This window comes from Desulfobotulus alkaliphilus, from assembly GCF_007830435.1.
Lineage (GTDB): Bacteria > Desulfobacterota > Desulfobacteria > Desulfobacterales > ASO4-4 > Desulfobotulus > Desulfobotulus alkaliphilus.
This window is the reverse complement of record NZ_VLLC01000020.1, coordinates 49,501-72,083: the sequence shown is the minus strand read 5'-3', so window position 1 is coordinate 72,083 and position 22,583 is coordinate 49,501. Positions and strand designations below refer to the sequence as shown.

The following is a 22,583-nucleotide window of genomic DNA, read 5'->3' as shown; positions in this document are numbered from 1 at the left end:
GATTTACAGGGATAAGGATGTCGTTGAAAAAGGCTTTGACCGCATGAAAAACAATCTTGATCTTGGCAGGCTAAGGGTTCACAGCAATCACAAGGCCTGGAACAAAACCTTCGTTGGTTTTTTGGCGCTTATATTGTTGTCAAAGATCCATTACACGATGGTGCAGGAAAAATTGTACTGCAAAATGACAATGAAAGAGCTGATTTTAACTTTATCCAAACTACGCATTCAGGAAATTAAGGGAGTTAGAATCCTTTTCCCATTAACCAAGCTTCAAAAAACTATCTTCAAAGCCTTTGGAGCTAAAGAGCCTTCGTAGGTATAAAAATGAGCGGGATTTTAGGTTTTAACTTCCACCCTGCAATCACCTTCAAGCTGTATGACCATAAATTTTAAAACCGGAATAAGCGGAAGTTTTTCTATTGGATATTATTATGGATATGTCCGACTGGTGCGCTTTTCGGGTGTATCCTGTAAACCAGAATCCATGGATGCAGCATGAAGATTTAAAAAAAAGTGACATGTGTAACCTGTTTTTGCACTTCGTTATGGGAGTATGGCAAGGGTAACATCAAATGTTTTTTTTTGAACTTGAGAAAGGAGGATTTTGCAGGGCTTTATGGAAAGAATAATAAGGCAGGATCTTTCACAAAAAATTTTGAAAAAGGAGGCATTCCATGGTCATGAGAAACAGCGATATGGTAAAAGAGCTGGATAAAATATTTGAAATTGTATGTAAATATGAAAACCACATTTCCCCTGTTCCGGAAAAGGGCAGATTTTACAGTACTTATAATGGTGCCATTGCATTTGTTTTTTCAATAGAAAAGAGATGGGGTCGGGATGCTGAAGCCGTAATTCTCAGAAGTGGGGATGTGGGACAAATGAAGCCAGGAGATCAATACGATCTTGGTTGTGATGGTAAGCCACAGTCTCGCCGGTCGTATATCGATTTTGATCTGCTTGGTTATGGACTCCATGAAAAGCTGGATGTTTTGCTTCCCTGATTTTTCCAGGTGGCTAAATATGGGGGGCATTGGCTTAAATATTTTATCAAAGGAGCTGATATTATGGGAAACAGGGCCGCATTCATGAATCTGAAAAAAACATTAAATATTATGAAGAATTACACAAAGCACATACCTCCAGTACCGAAAGAGGGGCGCTTTTACAGAACCTATGATGGCAGTATCGTTTATATTTTCGAGGTGAACCACGATATGGGTCGTGCTTCTGCTGTAATTCTTCAAAATGGCAGCGATATAATAGAATGTGGGGATAAATATGACCTTACTCTGGATGGTTATCATGACGCCGATGATGTCACTGGCGAATGTGTTTTAGGTCTTCAGGAGCTTCTGGATATACGTTTACCTGCTGGTGACGTTGCTATTCCAGAATAAAATCTTGAAAATTAATCGGCTAAGGGCTATAGTCGTGCTTTCTTATTTGGAAGCACGACTTATAAGTTTTTATTTGATTACATACAGAGAATGTACTTGAAATTAAAGTTGTTTTTTAGCGAAGGATTTTATCGAATGAATATTTTTAAAGTTATGGCTTCTGGTAAAAAAAGTTTTCAGGAAGAAACGGCATCGGCTGTGTTGGCGTGGTTTTTGAATCCAGCCATGGAACATGGTCTCGGTTTTACCTTTCTTTCAAAGTTCATCAACGCCATTGCACCTTCAGAAGATAAGGCTTTTTCTATTTTTGCGGGCGGGCTTAAATCCCGGATGAGAGTGGAAGATGAAAACCAGCTTAGATTCTGGATTGATCTTGAATATTCCGTTGATAACAGTTTTGTAGATATCGTAATGGGTATCGAAGACTGGCTTTTTTCCATAGAAAATAAGATTTACGCAAAATCAAGCACAGATGGGCAACTTTCTTTGCAGTATAAGGGCCTGAAAAATAAAAAGGATGAGAATCAGAAAATCTCTGTAATTTATCTTGTTCCCGTCAGTGAGAATGCTGAGGTACTTGATCAGAAAATTGAAAGGGTTTTTAACCAACTGAGTGTTGATGCCGGAGATTTTAAAACATTGGTGACATGGCAGAAAAACAAAATGGGTTTTCCTTCCATTACGGATCTTATACTGGAAATACTGCATGAAGAATCGACAGGCCTGATTGATCCGGTTTCTGAGTATACACGACATACCCTCAAAGCTCTTATTACTTTCATTGCCAATGATTTTTCAGGTTATGATTACAAAAGAAAGAATTCTTCCGGCGGATTGAATCTTTTAACGGAAGCCAAACTTACCCTTGGCGAGTTGAAGAAAAAAGAAAGCGGATTTGTAGGTGTGCAAGCAGGTCTGAGTGGTCTTTTAAAAATGGATAAAAGCAGGCTTGAAACCTGGTCATTCCAGTTTACTTCCCAAAATATGGCAGATAAGAGAAACTGGATTCCGCTGAAACAGTTTAAAGAGTTGGCAAATTGGCTGTTGGGAGGAGAAGCGCCTGATATGGAATGGGAAGGTCGCTTTGGGGTTTCTGCTCTTTACAAAATAGCTTTGGATTACGGAGATAGGGTTTTTATTGGTGTGCAAGGTGGAGAACAGAGTTTAAAGGCCATGGATGTAGAAATAATCCAGGATAAAAGTTGGGGGATAAGCATGGAAAAGACAGGAAATAACTGGATTGCAGGAAGTGTTTTTGTAGCAATTCTTATGGAAAAAGAATTTTTTGTAAATATGAATTCTTGATAATAAAGCCAATTGCAAAACCCATATTTTACTTTGATTTTCTTGTGCTTTAACAGGTATGTCATAGTGAAAACATAGGGTTTTGCAATTTTTTTTAATGATTATGATGTGGAGAATTATCCATGGGAAAAGTCAAGGAGGCAATGCTCGCAGAGCAGGAAAGAGCTGCAGAGGCTTATATGTATGAACAGGAAATAATAGGCTCTGAAGGAAGGGTTTCCGGGTACTGTAAGACATGTTCTCATCCGCTAAGCAAACAGGATGTTGAAAAGAAAAAATGTTCTATGTGTGCTTCCTCTGAACATAAAATAGTTTGAAACAGCTTTTTATTACATGAAAGACACCCTATGCAACGATTCGTAAGCAACCGCATGGAAGTGCTGGCCGCAAACCTTGCCGCCCATCTCATGGAAGACGCTTCGGACCCCATGGAGCCGGAAATCATTGTGGTGCAGAGCCGGGGCATGGAACGCTGGCTGTCCATGGAAATGGCCAAATGGGCGGGTATTGCTTCCAATACCCGTTTTCTTTTTCCGGCAAGTCTCATGACAAAGATTCTTCGGCCTGTCTCTCCCCTTTCTCCTGACGAAGACCCATGGAAACCTGATACCCTTCGCTGGGCCTGCTTTGAAGCCCTGGCATCTTTACCGGATTCTCCCGACAGCGGGGCTGTGGATCGCTACATGGGTGACGATCCCCTGAAGCGTTTTCAGCTTGCAGACATGCTGGCAGACCTCTTTGACCAATATCTAATGTTCAGGCCCGACAGAGTTCTTGCATGGGAAAAAGGAGAGGAAGATCATTTTCAGGCCGAGCTTTGGCGTATGCTCCATAAAAATATAGACGCTCCCCACAGGGTAGCCCTGCTTCAACTTGGAGCAACATCCCTTAAAAACGCAAGACTTCCCCGCAGGATTTCCATTTTCGGGGTTTCTGCCCTACCTCCTTTGTATCTGGATTTTCTTGAGCTCTTATCCGAAAGCGTTGACATCCGCTGGTATCTCCTTGATCCCTGTCAGGAATACTGGGGCGAGGTGCGCTGTGAAGCCTTCTGGGAACAAAGTGCATTCAGGGCTGAAGAAGAAGGCCTTGCCCTTGAAGATCTCCATGCGGAAAAGGGGCATCCCCTGCTGGCATCCCTTGGCAGAACCGGGCAGGATTTTTTCCGGAGACTGGCAGGCATGAGGGGGGAGGAAATGCGCCACTCCTTAGAGCCGGGCGTTGACACCCTGCTGCATCGTTTGCAGTCCCGTATTCTTTCCTTAGAAATCCTTCCGTCAGAACCGCTTTCTGAAGATGTACTGGAAAGCGATGATTCCATAGCCATCCACCGCTGCCATGGCCCCATGCGGGAGATGGAGGTGCTGCGGGATCAGATTTTGCGCCTTTTTTCGGAAGAAAATCCACCAAAGCCAAGGGATATCCTTGTGATGTTTCCCGATGTTGGCGCATATGCTCCCTATATTGATGCGGTATTCAGCCGCTCCCTTCCCGATGGCAGACGTATCCCTTATTCCATCTCCGAGCGGCCCCTTGCCATGGAAAACGGTCTGGCCGGGCTGCTTTTGCGGGTGATGCAGCTCATGGATTCGCGCTTTGGAGCTTCTGAGGTTTTTGATCTTATGGAAGCCGAACCCATTGCAAAAAAATTCAGTCTGGATGAGGAAGGGCTGGATCGCATCCGCAGATGGCTGGTGGATACCCGTATCCGCTGGGGCCTGGATGCAGCCTTCAAAGAAGCCATGGATCTGCCGGGGCAGCCTTCCCAGACCTGGCGATTCGGGTTAGACCGTATGCTCTTGGGCATGGCCATGGAAGATGAAGGGGGCATGCCGGAAGCTGGCGGCATCTTGGCCCATGATCCCATGGGGCCAGAAGCTGCCGATACCCTGAACAGTCTCCTTGGCTTCATGGATATACTTACGGCCTTTTACGGCGATATCAGAGAAAACCGCAGTCCCGGTGAATGGATGGATCTTCTCTGGGATCTCGTGCAGGGACTTTTCCATGAAAATGCTGGTAATACGGAAGAATTCCTTGGTCTGCGTGTGATGCTGGATACCTTTGTGGAAGAAACCCGCCTTGGAAATCTTAAGGAAAAACTCTCCTTTTCCATGATGCGCTCCGTTCTGGCGCAGCGGCTGGAACAGGCAGGGCAGGGGGGGATGATTTTAAGCGGCGGCATTACCTTCTGCGCCATGGTTCCCATGCGCTGTATTCCCTTTTCCGTGGTCTGTCTCTGCGGTATGAATGACGGAGCCTTTCCCCGTTCACGGCCAAGACCCGCCTTTGATATCATGCAGCAGGAGCCGAGACCCGGAGACCGGTCCAGCCGGGATGACGACCGCTATCTTTTTCTGGAAACCCTTCTTTCCGCACGGGACAGGCTAATCATTACCTGTACGGGTTTTCGTCCGGAAGATGATCAGCCCCTGCCGCCTTCGGTGATGGTTCAGGAACTTCTGGATGCCGTAAAAGGTGACGAGGGAGGTCTTCCGCCAAATCTTTTGCAGAACCACCCCATGCAGCCCTTTTCTTTAAAGCTGTTTTTAGAAAAAACCCCAAAACCCGGAAGACCCTTTTCCTTCCATGCCCCGTTCAGGGACATTGCCGAAGCCCTTTATACAAAAAAAGAGTCTGTAAAAGCCATTTTTCAGGATGAAAAGCTGGAAGCTGAAGCTGAGAGCCATACCCTTTTCTTTGAAGACCTGATCCGCTTTTATGAAGATCCATCGGCTTTTTTCCTTAAACGCATCCTTGGGATTGCCATGGAAAGGGAAGAGGAAGTCTCCGAAGACCGGGAAACTTTTACCCTGAGCGGGCTGGATACCTACATAATTAAGGATGCCATCTGTAATGCCCTTCTGGATGGAAGGGATGTCCCTGAGATTATGACAAGGCTGGAGGCTGAAGGTATGCTGCCCATGGGAAGTCCGGGCAAAAATCTTGTGCAGGATCTCGTTGTGCAGTCAGGGGCTTTGGTCTCCTTGATCAGAGAAACTCCAGGAGAAGCAGGTTCAGGGCAGGAACCCTTTGCATTGGAACTGGAAGGCCTGAAACTGGAGGGAAGTTTTCCCATCATTGATGGCAAAGAGGAAAAACGCTGGCGGCCCGGCCAATTGAAGGAAAAACATTTACTTGCAGCCTGGCTTTATTTCCTTGTGCGTCGGGCCATGGATATGGAACTGGATCTTTATCTGGTGGGTGAACAGAAAAAGGGAAAAGGAAAACTCAAAGGATTGGACTCTAAATTTTTTATGGCATCTGCCATTTCCAGAAAAGATGCCATGCATCACCTTAAATATCTGATCGGCTTATATTCAGAAAGTCACTCAAGGCCCATTGCATTTTTTCCCGCTGTTTCCAAAGTGTGGGCAGATGCCGTTTCTGCAAATGAAAATCTTGAGGATATGGAAGAAAAACTTCAGAAAGCATGGGAGGGTGGAGGTTTTAATGGTCATGCCAAGTCCACTGCCTCAGACCTGATCCTCTGGCGGGGCCGTAATCCCTTTGAAGAGCCCTTTACTGAAATTGCAGAAGCCATCTGGCTGCCCATTCTTGAGGTGCTTAAAGATAACAAATCATGATACCAACACGTTATAAGCTTTATGTGGTCCGTATTTATTATGAAATCAAAGACTACTGGCCTTGCCAGTGGTTTTTGCCTGTTTCTGTGATAATATCTGAATAATATTGAGAGTCAGTTTGATTTATTCGGGAGGAAATAATGAAGCCTTATATTGAAGATTTAAAGAAGTTGAAACATAAGCTCATAAATGAAAGTGATTTTAGTATAATTGCAAATTACTTTTTTGATATTGTGGAGCAGCATCCCATAATAAAGAATGCTAAAATTGTTAAGAATAAAATTTTGATTCAGGCTGTTATGGCTGTCGGTGAAAGCTATTTTAATGGTAAAGTTATTGCCTCACAACCAAGAATTTTGCATGTGAATAATACCAATTTTTACCATGGTGCCGTAATGCTTAATGATTGCCTTAGTGTATTTTGTTATTTTGAAGATTTAAAAAAAGGGATGCTGTCTATCCATGACGGTAACAAGGATAAGGTTATCCATGTGCGGATTACGGGCACAGTCATTGGGAAGAACAAAACCTATGTTGACCCTTATGATAAAACTACACCTACAGTGCATTAAGTCATTCCCAATTTATTTGGATTTAACAGGGGAAAAAATATGTTCATCAAGGGAATCCGGCTGCATCATTTTCTGAGCTTTGGCGATGCTTCAGAGTTTCTTCCTTTACATGACCTGAATATCATCATCGGCCCCAATGGTTCTGGGAAATCCAATCTCATTGAATCCATTGATCTGCTTCGTAATACTCCGGACCAGATAATAAAAATTATCCGTGAAGGGGGAGGCGTGGGAGAATGGCTCTGGAGAGGAGCAGGAGGAAAGGCCACAGCTTCCATTGATTTTGAAATAGAAAATCCCAACAGCCCTTGGAACTTCCGTCATTTCCTTTCCTTTTCGGCGGTAAATCAGAGATTTGAGATTGTGGATGAAAAAATTGAAAGAATACCCCTTTTAGATGACAGACAGGAATCTTTACCCTATTACAGTTTTAATTCCGGCAGACCTCTTCTCAATGTGAAAGGGGAACTTCGAACCCTGCAAGCGGAAAATATCAGCATTGAAAAATCTATTCTTTCCCAACGAAAAGACCCGGATCAATATCCGGAACTGACATCCCTTGCAGAAAATTATTCCCGTATCAGGCTTTACCGGGAATGGCAATTTGGTCGTCACATGATCAGCCGTATGCCGCAGAAGACAGATCTCCCCAATGACATTTTGGAGCAGGACTCCAGCAATCTCGGCCTTGTTTTGAACAGACTCCGTAGGGAACCTGCTGTAAAACATCGTTTTTTAGAGGCTCTTCAGGCCCTTTACGAAGGAATCGAAGATTATGATGTACAGATTGAAGGTGGAACCGTTCAGGTATTTTTACAGGAAAATGGACACGCCATACCTGCAAGCCGACTCTCTGACGGTACTCTACGTTATCTCTCTCTTCTTGCTATCCTCTGCCATCCCTCACCTCCCCCCCTCATCTGCATAGAAGAACCGGAGCTGGGCCTTCACCCCGATATTCTGCCCGTACTTGCTGAACTTTTGAAAGAAGCTTCCACCCGCTGTCAGGTGATTGTCACCACCCACTCCGATGTATTGGTGGATGCCATGCATGATCAGCCGGAATCTGTTCTTGTCTGTGAAAAAAATGAAAACGGAACCCAGCTTCGCCGTCTCTGCCCTGAGAACCTTGCACCTTGGCTTGAAAAATATCGTCTTGGCGCACTATGGACACGGGGAGAAATAGGAGGAACAAGGTGGTAGGAATGAAACTCTACGTGGAAGGCGGAGGGGACACCAACCTTCTGCGTACAGCCTGCAGAAAGGGATTTTCCGATTTCCTGAAAAAAGCGGGGCTGGCTGGCTCCATGCCGAGGATAGTCGCTTGCGGAAGCCGCAGAGATGCGCTGGATGCGTTCACAACAGCTATACACAGGGGGGAAGAAGCCATGCTGCTTGTGGACAGCGAAGGGCCTGTCTCAAGCCAGCACCAAAAAGGCCATCCTGAAAACTGGGAACCTTGGGCACATCTTCATTCCAATAAAAAAGATCAGTGGCAAAAACCTGTTAAAGCCAAAAACACGGATTGCCATCTCATGGTTCAATGTATGGAATCATGGTTTTTAACAGACAGGGTTTTTCTTCAGAAATTCTATGGTCAGGGTTTCAACCCGAAAGCCTTGCCATCTGAAGAAAAGCCCATTGAATCCATCTCTCCTGAAACAATTCTGCAAGCCCTTTCCGATGCAACAAAAAAATGCAAAACCAAATCAAAATACGGCAAGGGAGAGCATTCTTTCAAGATTCTTGCTCTGATTGATCCAAACACAATAGCAAAGGCCTCCCCATGGGCCTCAAGATTCCTTGATATATTGAGAAAGACAAAACCATGACCCCCATGCCATCCTTTGACCCAGTGAACACCCCCCTTGAAGGCACCCTGCTCATGGAGGCAAGTGCAGGAACGGGCAAAACCCACACCATTGCCAGTCTTTTTGTGCGCCTTGTCATTGAGCATGGCCTGCCCGTAGAACGCATTCTTGTGGTCACTTTCACGGAAGCGGCCAGCGGCGAGCTGAAGGAACGGATCTATGCAAGGCTTGGGGATACCCTTGCGGCTCTGGAAGAAAAGTCTTTTGAAGAAGCTTTTTCCGGAGAAATGGCCAAACGCCATGGCAAGAGTCCGGAAGCAAGGCGCAGAATTCTTGCGGCCATCCGCAATTTTGACCGGGCCGCCATCGGAACCATCCATTCCTTTTGCTATCGTATGCTTCGGGAAAACCGCTTTGAATCCGGTCTTCGTTTTGATGCGGAACTGCTTACGGATGCAGGGCTTCTGCGGCAAAATGCAGCCGATGATGTCTGGCGCAGGGATGTGGCTTCCCTGAAACCGGAAACAGCCGCCCGGCTTTTGGAGAATCTGACACCTGAGCGACTCATGCAAATGGCCGGGCGTTACGGGGCACCGGATTTACAGCTTTTACCTGAAGGAAGTTTCAGGGATATTGATGGAGAACTTCAGGAACTTGAAAGCAGGCTAAAGAAAATATGGCGTGAAGAGGGGGCCTCTCTGCGCATCCTTCTTTGTGAAGATAAGGCCTTAAGCCGTAGTCAAAAGAAATTCAAACTGGATAGCCTTAACGATGATTTATTGAATCTCGACAACTGGATTTCAGGCCATGGCTCTCTGCCTGAAAAAGTCATAAAAAAACTGACGATGACCAATATCAGGAAGGAAACGAAAAAAAATCAACCCAGCCCGGAACATGAGTTTTTTGATCTTTGTGATTATTGGATAGTTTTAAAAAAAAGTGCCCCTTCAGTTCATTCTAAAAACCGCGCCCTTTTTATAAAAAATCTTGTTCAGGCCGCACGCTTAAGGGAGTCCGAGCTTAAAGAAAAAGCTGGGGTTCTCACCTTTGATGATCTTCTTCTCAGGCTAAGGGATGCCGTTCTTGAAGACAGGGATGGCGGCATGTGCCTTCGTATTCGGGAGCTTTTCGGGGCTGCCCTCATTGATGAGTTTCAGGACACAGACCCCGTGCAGTATGCTGTGTTTGATGCCGTCTTTGCCCGTGCGGGCCTGCCCCTTCTTCTCATCGGCGATCCCAAGCAGGCCATATACGCTTTCAGGGGAGCCGATGTTTTTGCCTACCTCGATGCTGCAAAAAAGAGCAGCAATCGCTATACGCTGGATTACAACTGGCGCTCCGATCCTGAGCTTATTGAGGCTGTAAATCTGATTTTTCAAAAAAATCCAAAAGCCTTTGTGCTGGAGGGGATGGAATTCCATCCGGTGAAAGCCGCGCCCAAAACAAGGGAAATCCTTAGCGATCCAGCCAATGTCTCGCCCTTCACCTTCTGGCTTGCATCGTCAGAAAGCAAAATGAAAGTGGGTAAACTTGTTCCCATGGCCCTTGGAGCCGTATCCGATGAAATCGTAAGGCTCCTTTCTGGTGGAAGAAAAGGGGATATCCGCATCGGTGATAAGGGGGTGGAGCCGGGCGACATGGCCGTTCTGGTTCGCAGTAACCGGGAAGCCCTCCAGACAAGAAACTTCCTTGCGGACAGAGGCATTCCTGCGGTTATCCATGCCGATGGCAATGTGCTTGACAGTGCTGAAGCCAAAGAGCTTTTACCCGTGCTGGCCGCCATTCTCCATCCATGGAACAGCGGCAAAGTGAGGCGGGCTCTGGCCACAGGCATCATGGGTTTTTCCATGAAGGCCATTGATGCCCTGAATCGGGATGAACCCGCTTTCAACCGTGAAAGTTCTTTTTTTATGGAATGCAGGAACCTCTGGCAGGAGAAAGGGGTTTTTCCCATGCTTTCCCACCTCTACGAAAAGGGCGGGGTGCTGGTTCGGGCTGCGGGAACAGGAGACGGAGAGCGGCAGGTGACCAACCTCCTTCATCTGGCAGAAATTCTCCATTCCGCTGAAGTGGATGAAAAACGGGGACCGGAAGTGCTTTACCGCTGGTTAGAGCGGCAGGGCAATCCCGCATTCCCCCGTCGTGTGGAAGCTCCCTTGCGCCTTGAAAGTGACGGGCAGCGGGTGCGGGTGATTACCGTCCACCGTTCCAAGGGCCTTGAATATCCCATTGTTTTCTGTCCCTTCATTCATAGTGCTACGGATGTTTTAGGACAGAGCAACCCTGAAAAAATCATGGCCTTCCACGATCCTGAGCTGGAAAACCGGCTTTGTGTGGATTTTGGTGGCAAGGCGGACAAAGCTCGTGAAGAGGATTTAACAAGAAAAGAAGCCATGGCAGAGCAGGCCCGGCTTCTCTATGTGGCCCTGACCCGTGCCCGGCACAGGGTTTATGCGGTCTGGGGTTCCATCAATAATACCAAAGGCAGAGCCTGTAACTGGATTTTGCACAATGAGGCGGACGCCATTCCCGGTGCCGGTCAGGTAAAGCAGGATATGGAAGCCCTGTCAAAAGAAGGTGTCCTTGCCTGTCTTTCCCTTCCCGATGACCAGCATCTTCAACTCCCCCATCAGGACGAAAGCAAAGATTCTCCTGTCTGCTGCACGCCGCCCCATCTGCCTGCCGATCCCTTCCGCATCACAAGTTTTTCTTCTCTTGTGGCGGGAAAATACATGGAAAACCCTGCGGACAGGGATGGTGGCGAAAGGCCTGTCAGAAAAAGCGAAGATCCGGGCGGTGACATCTTTTCTTTCCCAGCAGGGGCAAGGCCCGGAAACTTCATGCATCATCTTTTTGAAAACATCGACTTTACCCAAGCCACACAGCAGTTTGAACCTCAGGTCCGCAAAAGTCTCTATCTTTTCGGATATGACGAGGCCTGGCTGCCAGCCATTCTGGAGATGGTGGAAAGGGTGCTTGCCATGCCCTTCGGGGAAGAAGGTTTCAGCCTGAAGGATGTGGGGCTGAAGGATCAGCTCCGGGAGCTTGATTTTTATTATCCATTAAACATTCTGGAATCCGATGCCATTTCAAAATGGGTAAAGAAAATTACCATGGGGGCCTGTGACCATCTGCCTCCCCAGCTTGAAAGACTGTATTTTTCAAGAAGTTCCGGGTATCTCAGGGGAGTGATGGATCTTGTGTTCCGCCATCAGGGTAAATATTACCTGCTGGACTGGAAATCCAATGATCTGGGGGCAGATTACGGGGCCTACAGCCCTGAAAATCTGAAAGGGGAAATGGCCCTTCATCTATATACCCTTCAGTATCACCTCTATGTTCTGGCACTGGACCGATATTTGAGTTTTCGCCTCAAAGACTATGATTATGAACGGGATTTTGGTGGGGTGGCCTATGTATTTCTGCGGGGTGTCAACCCTGAAAATGCACCGGGATGCGGGCTTTTCTTTGAAAAACCGCCCTTGGAAAGAATCCGGGAAATGGCAGGGTGGATGCTGGCGGAAGGACTGCTGAACAGTGCTGGTTGAGAATATTGCCAGGAAGCTGGGCAGAAGATTGTTCGGCAGCAACCCTTGCAAAATCAGGCTTTTGAATAGACATTCACCGTGCAACTGCCAACGGGAAAAAAGGGGGGCAGCACTTTTGCCATGGCTTTGGGCATGTTTTCAAAATTTGCTGGAATGACATCAATAACCGCATCTTTCTGGCCCCTGCGCCTGTAGGAGGCAGAAAATTTTCTGCCCTCCATGAGGCATTCGTACACCGTATCCAGAACGGCGTTGTCGATGCCGGGGGGTGTCAGGGGCTGGGAGCGGCTCAGGATTTTCACCTTGTCCGGCCAGGATTTCAGCTGAGCTGCATGGATGCTTTCTAAAACTTTGGAGGCATGGCGGAAATTGGGTTTTAAGGCCTTAAGGGATGCGGGCGGCAGGCAGACAGAAGAAATTCTTCCATCATGCGGAAGGAAAAGGCCGTCAGGGGGGCCATTTGCGGAATATCAAAAAGTTCAGCATCCGCAGACCATGACCAGCCGTAGGGTTTTTCCATGTCATCGCAGCGGAAAAATCAGCCCATGGCTTGGGGAGAATCTGGCATAGGCCTATGCAGAGTTTAAAGACCAATGAAGAGCTCAAAGATCAAGCTGGAACTACTGATCAGACTTCTCTTTGCACAAAAGATCTTATCGAAGAAGAACTTTTAAGTCGTCGTAGAGAAGAGGGGTGTTGATCAAACTGATGCCATTAGAGCAGCCTCAGCAGGCCATAAAATCCTTTTCACATACAGGAAAAAGTCCCAGTTCCTCTCCCTTGCGGAAAAAAAACGCCACGGCCTCCCTGCCCTCTTCTCCCAGATCTGTGGAAAAATCATTCACATAAAGGGCAATATGCCTTTCCATGACATGGGCTGCCATCTCCTGGGCATGGGAGCGGATATAGGGCATGGCCCCTTCGGGAAAACGCCTTGCATGGAGAATGCTTTCCCGGATGGCTCGGCTCAGGATCTGTGCCGAAGAAAGCATGTCCCTTCTAAGGGCAATGCCCCCCAGAGGAATGGGAAAGCCCGTGGTCTCCTCCCAGAAAGCGCCCAGATCCTGAATACAGATCAGGCCATATTCTTTGAAAACAAAGCGGCCTTCATGGATAATGACTCCGGCATCCACCCGTCCATCCCGCAGGGCAGGCATAATGGTTTCAAAGGGCATGGGCCGCAGATCCAGATCCTTTCCCAGAAAGAGACGCAGAAGAAAGGTGGCTGTGGTATCCATCCCCGGAACCCCAATGACCGAACCCCGCAGCCGATGCCTGTCCATGGGCTCTCGGGCCACAAGCAGGGGACCGCAGCCCCGCCCCAGAGCCGCACCCGAAGGAAGCAGGGCATAGCTGTCCCGAAGCCGTCCCAGTGCGGCAAAGGAAAGTTTGCTTAGGGGATAAAGCCTCTGAAAAGCCCACAGGTTCAGGGTTTCCACATCGGCAAGCACGGCCTCCGGAGAAAAACCGGGACAAGGCACACGCCCATGGATCAGGGCCTCGAAGATAAAGGTATCATTGGGGCAGGGAGAAAAGGCCAGGCTGAGCCCGGCCCCCTGATTATGCGGCATTATCTATGCAGCACTTCTTGTATTTTTTACCGGAGCCACAGGGGCAGGCATCATTGCGGCCTACCTTGGGCCCTTCCCTGCGAACCGTCTCCGTCGTAACGGGCTGGCCGTCGTAAAAATACCATTTTTCATCATCACCCTTACGGAAAAATGCCCGCTCATGGTGGACATAGCGCTTGCCATCCTGGGAAAAATGGGCCGCAAACTCAAGGTTGCCTTCCGCATCCCCTTCCAGCCCCTTTTCTTTGGCGAGAATTTCAAGGCCATGCCATTGGGAAGATTCTGCCCAGGCTTTGGCACCATCGGCATCATAATCGCCCCGCTGATCCGGGTGGGTTGTCTCAAAAATATAATCCATGGCAACACGGGCATAGGCCGTATAGCGGGAGCGCATCAGGGCTTCTGCGGTGGGTGCGCTTGCGGAGCCTGAAATATAAGGATCGCAGCAGGCATCAAAGGTCTGGCCAGAACCGCAGGGACATTGTTCCATTTTTTTCTCCTTGGTTGTTCTCAAAGTAAGACAAAGCAGCTATGTTACCCGGCAAAGCAAAACAGCCCTGAAAGGGAAGCTGTCCCCATGACAGGTGCATGGCAGCATAAAATCATCAGACAGCCTGCACAAAACCTTCCAGAGAAAAGGGTGTCAGGCTTTCATAGCCCTCTTCGGTCACCACAATGGTCTGCTCAAACTGGGCGGAAAGGCGGCCATCTCTGGTCACGGCCGTCCACTGATCCTCAAGGATATACAGATCTTTTTTTCCAAGGTTGATCATGGGTTCCACCGTAAAGGTCATACCCGGAACCAGAGGTACACCGGTTCCCTTTTTTCCGAAATGAAGAATCTGGGGACCCTCGTGAAATTCCAGCCCCACGCCATGGCCCACAAACTCCCTGACCACGGAATAACCCTCACCTTCGGCATAACGCTGTATGGCCCATCCGATATCCCCTGTGGTATTGCCGGGTTTGACCATGGCAAGCCCCCTTCTCAGGCTTTCCAGGGTGACGGCCACCAGACGCTTTGCCTCAGGCGAAGGCGTACCTATAAAATAGGTGTAATTGGCATCGGCGTAGTAACCGTCAAGGATGGTGGTGATATCCACATTCACAATGTCCCCGTCCATCAGCACCCGGTCTCCGGGAATACCATGGCAGATCACCTCATTGGGAGAAACACAGACGCTTTTGGGAAAGCCTCTGTAGTTCAGGGGGGCAGGAATTCCGCCATTTTTAAGGGTATGGTGATGCACCAGTTCATTCACAGCATCCGTAGTAATGCCGGGTTTCAGATGCTCTGCCACCATCTGATGGGTTTCCATCACAAGCTGACCCGCCTTGCGTATGCCCTCTATCTGTTCTTTGCTTTTCAGGCGGATACCATAGGTCTGCTGGTAATATTTATTCAAATCCACCTTCAGGGGCTCTTTACGGCTGGCGCAGCATTTTTTATATTTTTTCCCGGACCCGCAGGGGCAGGGGTCATTGCGTCCTATTTTCATCAAAAGCTGCATTGGATGACTTCCTTTTCATGCCTGCTGGCAGCCACTTGTGGATCTTGTAAAAAAGGACATTCCTTTTCCCGATGAACCCAAAAGCTGCTATGGTAAATTTTCAGGCAAGGCCTGAAAGAAAAGAAAAGTATAAAAGAATGTAAGCCAAGTCAACATCCCAAATCCTCCGTCACATTCAGCCACACCTCTCCTATGGTGTTTCGGGAGACTTTTTGCACCCCTCAACAGGGCGGTGAGGCTTCAAAAAAGTCTTTTTATGAGCAATATGTCTCAAATATAAGGCGCAGGATTCAAAATTAATCTATCTTCGGTAATTTTAGACACAGCTATTCTTTTTGAGGCAGTTTTTTAAAAAAATGAGTTGCTTGTCAATGGATCGGGCTAATCAGTTTATATGCTGATCCTTTTCCTTATCTCCGATATCCAGCCAACAGCTCTTGCCAGTTTTTTTTAGAGCAAAAGGCAGTCAGTATGTTTTGGCTTAATGTCGAGTGTGTTATAAACTCATTAGTATATCCGTACTCCGCCATTTCACGCCTCACCCTTTCATTTGAAAAAATGGCGATTTATCAGAAAAGAAAAGGACAATGCGTGAAAATTTTACACACCTCAGACTGGCACCTTGGCCGCACCCTTTACAATCAGCAGCGCTATGAAGAGTTTGAGGCTTTTCTTTTGTGGCTTGGCAAGCTTATTCACGCAGAAGCCGTGGATATTCTTCTCATCAGCGGTGATGTGTTTGATACCAGAACCCCCAGCCACCGGGCACAGGCCCTGTATTACCGTTTTCTCTGTGAGATGGCACAGGGAAGCTGCCGCCATGTGGTGGTGACGGGCGGTAACCATGATTCTGCCTCCTTTCTCAATGCTCCCCGTGAAATTCTCCATGCCCTGAACGTGCATGTGGTGGGGGAGGTCACGGGCAGTCCTGAGGATGAAATTCTTATTCTTCATGCGGGAAAAAAGGATGACGGAAACGGGGAAAGTGCTTTTCCGGATACGGCTGTCATCTGTGCCGTTCCCTTTCTTAAGGATAGGGATGTGAGGGTTTCCGAAGCCGGAGAAAGTGCCGATGATAAACAGGCCAGCCTGCTTGCAGGTATCCGGAAACACTATGCGGAAGTGTCTGTTCTCGCGGAAAAAAAACGCAGCTTACTGGCAGCGGAGGCGCAGAAGCCTGAAAGGGCTTTTCCCCTCATTGTGATGGGCCATCTTTTTGCCGCAGGAGGAAAGAGCGTTGAAGGGGATGGCGTGCGGGATCTCTATGTGGGAAGCCTTGCCCATGTATCCGCAGACATTTTCCCGGAATCTGCGGATTATGTGGCTCTGGGGCATCTGCATTCGGCGCAGAAGGTGGGAGGATCGGATTTTGTGCGATACAGCGGCTCGCCTCTGGCCATGGGTTTTGGAGAAACCCGCAGGGAAAAAAGTGTCTGCCTTGTCACCTTTGGAGATTCTGGTCCCGCCCTCTCTCTGGTTCCCGTGCCTGTTTTTCAGAAGCTGGAAAGAATTCAGGGAGGCTGGGATGGGATTGCAGGCCGCATTGCAGAACTCTCCCTTGGTGCTTCCGATGCCTGGCTGGAAGTTTTATATACGGGTAAAGAGCTCATGGGCGATCTCAGACAAGCTCTGGACGAAGCCGTGAAAGGGTCGTCCATGTCCATTTTATGTGTGAAAAACAGGCAGATTTCAGAGCAGATTCTGGAGAAGGGAAGGGCAGAGGAAACCCTTGCCGATCTTGATGTGCAGGAGGTTTTTGACCGCTGCCTTGAGGCCCATGGGATTCCTGAGGATCAGCGGGCAGACCTGCAGCAGGACTTCTCGGAGATTCTTTTTGCCCTTGCAGAAGAGGGGAGGCCTGTATCGTGAAAATTCTTTCGGTCTCCTTTGAAAATCTCAATTCCCTGACGGGCCGCTGGTCCATAGACTTTACCCATCCTTCCTTTGTGGCGGATGGTATTTTTGCCATCACCGGCCCGACAGGTGCCGGGAAAAGTACCATTCTGGATGCCATCTGTCTGGCCCTCTACGGCTGTACGCCCCGCCTTGAAAAAGTGAATAAAAGTACCAATGAAATCATGAGCCGTCAGACCGGCACCTGTTCTGCGGAGGTGCGCTTTGAAACCGGAGCAGGGACTTTCCGCTGTCACTGGAGCCAGCACCGTGCCCGCAGAAAACATGATGGCGCACTGCAGAATGCAAGGCATGAGTTTGTGGATGAAAATCTGCCCGATTCTGTGATGACGGGCCTGAGTGAGGTTCCCCTCCGGGTGGAGGAAGTCACGGGCATGGACTTTAAACGCTTCACCCGGTCCATGATGCTGGCCCAGGGTGCCTTTGCCGCCTTTCTGGAAGCCAGCTCCGATGACCGTTCCACAATTCTGGAGCAGATTACGGGAACGGGAATTTATGGCGAGATTTCCATGCGGGTGCATGGGCGTCTGGCTCTGGAGAAAAAAAAGCTGGAAGAACTTTCCGCAGGCTTAAAAAATCTTGTGCTGATGAGCCGTGAAGAGGTGCAGGAACAGGAGAAAAAGCGTGAAGAAAACCTTCTTCTGGAAAAGGATCTGAAGGCGGCTTTCAGGCTGAAGACAGAAGCTTTTGCATGGCTGAAAGGCCTTTCAGTTCTTGAAGAAGAACTGACTCGCATTGCAGGGGAAAAGGAAGCCCTTGAGGTCCGGCAGCAGGATTTTGAGCCGGAGGCAAAGAAGCTGAAGCGGGCTATGCTGGCACTGGAGCTTTCCGGAATGTATGCGGCCCTCACATCCCTTAGGCGGGAAGAGCAGAGGGATGCGGAGAGTCAGGCACAGCGGCTGGGGGAAATGCCCTTGTGTGAGAAGGCCTGCAGGGATGCGGAAAAAATGCTGGAAGAGGCAGAGCAGGCCCTTGGATTGATCCGGACCTCATTTGCAGAACAGCAGCCCGTTTTTCGCAGGGTTCGTGAGCTGGATCTCCGGATGGATGAAAAAAGGCCTCCCTTTACAGCCGCACTCAGGTCGTTGGAAGAGCTGGAAAAAAAAATGGCCGCCTGCCTTGGTGAGCAGAAAAAGGATGAAAAAAAACGGCTGAAGGCCGCAGGGCTTTTTGATGAGACGGATGCCTGGCTGAAGCGTCAGGCGGCGGATGCTTCCCTTGTCACGGACCTTACGGGCATTGAAGCCCGGCTGGATGCCCTGCAGGATATCCATGGGAAGTCCCTTTCTGTTTTGAAAGCTGTGGATCAGGCGGAGAAGAAAGCAGCTCTTGCGGAAAAAGACCGGGTGAAAAAAAGTAAGGATCTGGAAAAAGCCGAAGCTAAAGCGCTGGCATTGCAGGCCGTTCTTGATGAAAAGCAGGCAGAGCTTGAAAAGCTTTTGCAGGAAAAGGAGCTGGGGGCATGGCGGGATCAGGTCTGGGAGCTGAAGGAAAAGCAGGCGTTTTTTGATGCCCTGGGCCAGTCCTTTAGCGATGCCGCCGCCCTGAAAAAGGAATCTTTAGATTTAAAGCATCAGGAGGAAGGGCTCTTAAGGGCTGAAAAGGAACTTGGCCTTTCCATGGAAAAGGCAGAGGCTGAAAAAGCCGTTTTAGAGCGGGAAGCCGGTCTGCTGGAAACGCAGCTGCTTCTTCTGCGAAGAATTCAGGATATGGAGGAAGCCCGGACAAGGCTTGAGGACGGTAAACCCTGTCCCCTTTGCGGTTCCGTGGAGCATCCCTATGCTAAAGAAAACCTTCCCCTGCCCGATGCGGCGGAAGAAGAGCTGAAAAAACTGCGTAAGGATTTGAAGCTTGTAGAAAAAAGACTGATGGCCCTTGGGGTGAAGGAAGCTGAGCTGCGCAAGGATAAAGAACAGCTTGTTTTGAAAAAAAGAAAAACCCTTGGGGATCAGGAGCTGACGGAGCAAAAAATCCAAAGGGCCATGGAGGCCCTTGCATGGAAGGAATCTCCCGAAAAACTGGAAAATGTTCTGCCGCTTATGGGGGAGGAAAACAGGGGGCTTCAGCAGAGTGTTCAGGAGAGGGTAGGGGCCGCAGAGATCCTTGAAAAGGAAATCCTCAAAGATAAAAAGGATGCTGAAAAACTGCTGAAGACAACAGCCGACTGCCGTGACAGCCTGCGGGATGCAAAGTATCTTAAGGAAGCCGCACTGACTGAGGTGAAACACCTGCAGGCTGAGCTTCAGGAGATCAATACCCGGTACAGGGAAATCTCTGATGGCCTTGCAGGGGTTCTTGCCCTTTATGGGATTTCTTCTCCGGAAGCGGCATCTCCGGAAGCGGCATCTCTGGAAGCGGCATCTCTGGAAGTGGTGCGGCAGGAGCTTGTTTTTCGTAAAAGGGAGTGGATGGCCCGGGAAAAAAACAGGCAGACCCTCATGGCAGAAATCCAGACCCTTGATCTGCGGCTGGAACACCATGCCGCAGAGAAGCTGCGGCTGGATGGGGAAAAGCAGGAAGCTGAGAAAACTATTTTTCGCCTGAAAGAAGAGATGGAAGCCCTTTCCGGAAAACGCTCGGAACTCCTTGGTGACCGGAATCCGGATACCGAGGAAGCATTGATTTTAAAAGGCATTGAGAAGGCAGAAAAACATAAAGCGGACAGGAGCAAGGCCCTGCAGGATGCTTTTCAGCAGCGGGAAGGGCTTCGGCAGCGGCTTTTTGATCTGGAGGAGGCCCGCAGGCTCAGGGCCGGTCCCCTTGCAGAGGCAGAAGGAAATTTTGTATCAAAGCTTCCGGATGCGGGTTTTCAGGATGAAAAGGATTATCAGGGGGCCTGCCTTGGGGAAGAAGAACGCAAAAGCCTGATGCAGGAGGCGGAAAAGCTTCAGAAGGAAGAAACGGAGCTTCTTTTACGCAGGAAGGAAAAGACAGCCCTTCTTGAAGCGGAACGGGAAAAAGCCCTGACAGAGACCCCTGCTCCGGAACTTCAGGATGCGATTGCCCGTCTGGAGGGGGATCTTACCCGATTGCAGCAGGAAACCGGTGCCATTGGCCAGCGCCTCGTCGACCATGCAAAACAGAAGGAGGCCTATCAGAGGGAAAAGGATGCCGAAGAGCTGCAGAAGAAAATCTGCAGCCGCTGGGGTGATCTGCATGTTCTGATCGGTTCCGCAGACGGGAAAAAATTCCGTAATTTTGCCCAGGGTCTCACCTTTGAGTACATGCTGGGATATGCCAACCGGCAACTGGAAAAAATGACGGATCGCTATCTTCTGACAAGGAATGTGGCTTCGCCTCTGGAGCTTTGTGTGGTGGACAGCTATCAGGCAGGGGAGATCCGGTCCACAAAGAATCTTTCCGGCGGAGAGCGGTTCATTGTCAGTCTGGCACTGGCTCTGGGGCTCTCCGGTATGTCCAGCAGAAATATACGGGTGGATTCCCTTTTTCTGGACGAGGGTTTCGGAACCCTGGACGAGGAGGCGCTGGATATGGCCCTGGAAACCCTGTCCGCCCTTCATAAGGATGGCAGGCTCATTGGTATCATTTCCCATGTTTCCAGTATCCGTGAACGCATGGCCAGCCGCATACAGGTGATTCCCGGTCCCGGCGGCAGAAGCAGGATTCAGGGACCGGGCTGCGGGCAGCCTGAATGATAAAAAAAGAAAGGATAAGCCCATGAACGGGATCGCTGATGCTTCCATTGATACACCCCTATGGCTGCCCCCATGGCTGGAGGGGAGCTGGGATCTTCTGGCCACCTACCCCTTTCTTCTGGGGCTTGTTATCCTCAGCCTTGGTTTTGGTCTGGCCTTTCTCCTGCGGGCCTTTATCCTTTTCTGGGGCCTGAAGATTACAAAACGGGCGGATTCTGAATCCATGGGTCAGCTTGTGCGCATGGGGGCTGGCGTTGCGGCACTCCTTGTGGGGTACATCAGCCTTGTCACAGCCCTGCACACCCTGCCTCTGGGGGAATTTGCCACCGCACTCACCACCCGGATACTGGTCAGTATTCTCATTCTTCAACTGATCCGGACCGCACTGAAAGCCAGCCATGTTTTTCTGGAGATGCTGGGCCGGGTGCGGGACCGCTTTGCCATTGTGGAAGAACGAACCCTGCCCCTTTTTGATCTCATAATGACGGTGATCATCATTGCCATTGGCACCTATGCCCTGCTTCAGGTCTGGAATATAGATGCCACGGCCTGGCTGGCTTCGGCGGGTGTTATAGGTATTGCCGTGGGTTTTGCCGCCAGAGATACCCTTGCCAACCTCTTTGCCGGTTTTTTTATTATCGCCGATGCACCTTACAAGATGGGTGATTATGTGGTGCTGGACGGCAAGGAAAGGGGAGAGGTCACCAAGGTGGGAATCCGCTCCACCCGCCTTCTGACCAGAGATGATGTGGAAGTTATCATTCCCAACTCCCTCATGGCCAATTCAAAGATCGTGAACGAGTCCGGCGGTCGCTGGGTAAAGTACCGTATCCGCATAAAGGTAGGCGTTGCCTATGGTTCCGATGTGGATCAGGTGACTGCTGTGCTGGGGGAGGTGGCAAAGGGGAATCTTTCCGTGTGCAGAGACCCTGAGCCCCGTGTACGTATGCGGGGCTTCGGAGATTCCAGTCTGAATTTTGAGCTGCTCTGCTGGATAGAAAAGCCGGAACAAAGGGGCCTTGTCTCCCATGAGCTGTATATGGAAATTTATAAGTCCCTGAACCGTCATGAAATTGAAATTCCCTTTCCCCAGAGGGATGTATGGATGCGGTCCTGAATTTTCATGTTTATGGAAGAATCCCTGTGCGGTCTGATTCTCTTCTGTTTACCCGTTTGAAAGGAAAGGATGCCATGATCAAACCCCTTGCTTCTTTTTTAAAGATCCTGAACTCGGAAGCGTCACCGGGTCAGATCAGTCTTGCCCTGTGTTTTTCCATGGTGGCCGGGTTTACGCCCTTCTTTGGCCTCCTCACCCTCTGCCTCCTGTTTCTGGTGCTGGTGCTCAAGGTGAACCTCTCGGCTTTTTTTCTGGGCTGGGGGCTTTTTACGGCGCTGGCCTTTCTTCTGGATCCCCTTTTCCATGGAGCAGGCTTCTGGCTGCTTTCCCATCCGGGCATCGAAGGGTTCTGGACCAGCCTTTACAACATGCCTGTGCTGCGCCTGATCCGTTTTAACAATACGGTTTTCATGGGAAGCTTTGTGATCTCCCTTCTTCTTTTCATTCCTCTGTTTTTTATGCTCCAGTTCCTTATCAAAAAATACCGCAGCCAGTTTATGGGCTGGATTCAGAAGACCCGCATTGCCCAGATTATTAAAGGAACGAAAATCTTCATGGCCTATAAGTCGCTTGGCTGAAAAAGGGGGA

18 protein-coding genes and 1 pseudogene are annotated in these 22,583 nt (G+C 49.1%); 14 read left to right on the top strand and 5 right to left on the bottom strand.

The annotated features are described in order from the left end of the window. The 10 genes and pseudogenes from LZ24_RS17255 to recB all read left to right on the top strand — a co-directional run. A pseudogene (locus tag LZ24_RS17255) lies at positions 1-319 on the top strand (hypothetical protein); the annotation flags it as partial. Positions 320-677: 358 nt separating this feature from the next. Further along, positions 678-1,007 carry a hypothetical protein gene (locus LZ24_RS12135; RefSeq protein ID WP_144685573.1) on the top strand — a complete coding sequence of 110 codons (330 nt, stop codon included), beginning with the start codon at positions 678-680 and terminating at the stop codon, positions 1,005-1,007. A 63-nt stretch (positions 1,008-1,070) separates the two neighbouring features. Then, positions 1,071-1,403, top strand: coding sequence for a hypothetical protein (locus LZ24_RS12130; protein WP_222427625.1), 333 nt, complete (start codon positions 1,071-1,073; stop codon positions 1,401-1,403). Positions 1,404-1,538: 135 nt separating this feature from the next. Beyond that, the gene (locus tag LZ24_RS12125; protein WP_186443113.1) at positions 1,539-2,708 is read left to right on the top strand and encodes a PD-(D/E)XK nuclease family protein; all 1,170 of its coding nucleotides are present in this window, start codon (positions 1,539-1,541) and stop codon (positions 2,706-2,708) included. Between the two features lie 122 nt (positions 2,709-2,830). Then, a complete protein-coding gene (locus tag LZ24_RS12120; RefSeq protein ID WP_144685570.1) occupies positions 2,831-3,025 on the top strand; it encodes a hypothetical protein in 195 nt (64 codons plus the stop codon). A gap of 30 nt (positions 3,026-3,055) precedes the next feature. Next, positions 3,056-6,295 (top strand): exodeoxyribonuclease V subunit gamma, encoded by a 3,240-nt coding sequence (gene recC / locus LZ24_RS12115; protein WP_144685569.1) that lies wholly within the window; start codon positions 3,056-3,058, stop codon positions 6,293-6,295. A gap of 140 nt (positions 6,296-6,435) precedes the next feature. Next, complete coding sequence (locus tag LZ24_RS12110; protein WP_144685568.1) at positions 6,436-6,867, top strand: hypothetical protein; 432 nt, start codon at positions 6,436-6,438, stop codon at positions 6,865-6,867. A 39-nt stretch (positions 6,868-6,906) separates the two neighbouring features. Continuing rightward, positions 6,907-8,070 carry an AAA family ATPase gene (locus LZ24_RS12105; RefSeq protein WP_144685567.1) on the top strand — a complete coding sequence of 388 codons (1,164 nt, stop codon included), beginning with the start codon at positions 6,907-6,909 and terminating at the stop codon, positions 8,068-8,070. 2 nt (positions 8,071-8,072) lie between these two features. Next, positions 8,073-8,699, top strand: coding sequence for a DUF4276 family protein (locus LZ24_RS12100; RefSeq protein WP_144685576.1), 627 nt, complete (start codon positions 8,073-8,075; stop codon positions 8,697-8,699). Continuing rightward, positions 8,696-12,226, top strand: coding sequence for an exodeoxyribonuclease V subunit beta (gene recB / locus LZ24_RS12095; RefSeq protein ID WP_144685566.1), 3,531 nt, complete (start codon positions 8,696-8,698; stop codon positions 12,224-12,226). Before LZ24_RS12100 ends, recB begins: the two co-directional genes overlap by 4 nt. Positions 12,227-12,279: 53 nt before the next feature. Here recB and LZ24_RS12090 read toward each other — a convergent pair whose 3' ends face one another. The 5 genes from LZ24_RS12090 to map all read right to left on the bottom strand — a co-directional run bounded on the left by LZ24_RS12090 (position 12,280) and on the right by map (position 15,308). Then, complete coding sequence (locus LZ24_RS12090) at positions 12,280-12,528, bottom strand: hypothetical protein (RefSeq protein WP_144685565.1); 249 nt, start codon at positions 12,526-12,528, stop codon at positions 12,280-12,282. Between the two features lie 74 nt (positions 12,529-12,602). After that, positions 12,603-12,746, bottom strand: coding sequence for a hypothetical protein (locus tag LZ24_RS17250; RefSeq protein WP_186443112.1), 144 nt, complete (start codon positions 12,744-12,746; stop codon positions 12,603-12,605). Between the two features lie 205 nt (positions 12,747-12,951). Further along, a complete protein-coding gene (locus LZ24_RS12085; protein ID WP_144685564.1) occupies positions 12,952-13,797 on the bottom strand; it encodes a 1,4-dihydroxy-6-naphthoate synthase in 846 nt (281 codons plus the stop codon). Beyond that, the gene (locus LZ24_RS12080; protein WP_144685563.1) at positions 13,787-14,287 is read right to left on the bottom strand and encodes a YchJ family protein; all 501 of its coding nucleotides are present in this window, start codon (positions 14,285-14,287) and stop codon (positions 13,787-13,789) included. The genes LZ24_RS12085 and LZ24_RS12080 overlap by 11 nt, the downstream gene beginning before the upstream one ends. Before the next feature lie 115 nt (positions 14,288-14,402). Beyond that, positions 14,403-15,308 carry a type I methionyl aminopeptidase gene (gene map, locus LZ24_RS12075; protein ID WP_186443111.1) on the bottom strand — a complete coding sequence of 302 codons (906 nt, stop codon included), beginning with the start codon at positions 15,306-15,308 and terminating at the stop codon, positions 14,403-14,405. Between the two features lie 591 nt (positions 15,309-15,899). Between map and LZ24_RS12070 the strand changes: the two genes are divergently transcribed. The 4 genes from LZ24_RS12070 (at position 15,900) to LZ24_RS12055 (ending at position 22,573) form a co-directional block, all read left to right on the top strand. Further along, positions 15,900-17,177, top strand: a complete 1,278-nt coding sequence (locus LZ24_RS12070) for an exonuclease SbcCD subunit D C-terminal domain-containing protein (RefSeq protein WP_144685562.1) — start codon at positions 15,900-15,902, stop codon at positions 17,175-17,177. After that, positions 17,174-20,878: an AAA family ATPase gene (locus LZ24_RS12065; protein WP_144685561.1), complete on the top strand. Its 3,705-nt coding sequence runs from the start codon at positions 17,174-17,176 to the stop codon at positions 20,876-20,878. The genes LZ24_RS12070 and LZ24_RS12065 overlap by 4 nt, the downstream gene beginning before the upstream one ends. 22 nt (positions 20,879-20,900) lie before the next feature. Next, a complete protein-coding gene (locus tag LZ24_RS12060) occupies positions 20,901-21,995 on the top strand; it encodes a mechanosensitive ion channel family protein (RefSeq protein ID WP_144685560.1) in 1,095 nt (364 codons plus the stop codon). Between the two features lie 74 nt (positions 21,996-22,069). Further along, positions 22,070-22,573 (top strand): TIGR03546 family protein, encoded by a 504-nt coding sequence (locus LZ24_RS12055; RefSeq protein WP_186443110.1) that lies wholly within the window; start codon positions 22,070-22,072, stop codon positions 22,571-22,573. The last annotated feature ends 10 nt before the right edge of the window (positions 22,574-22,583 follow it).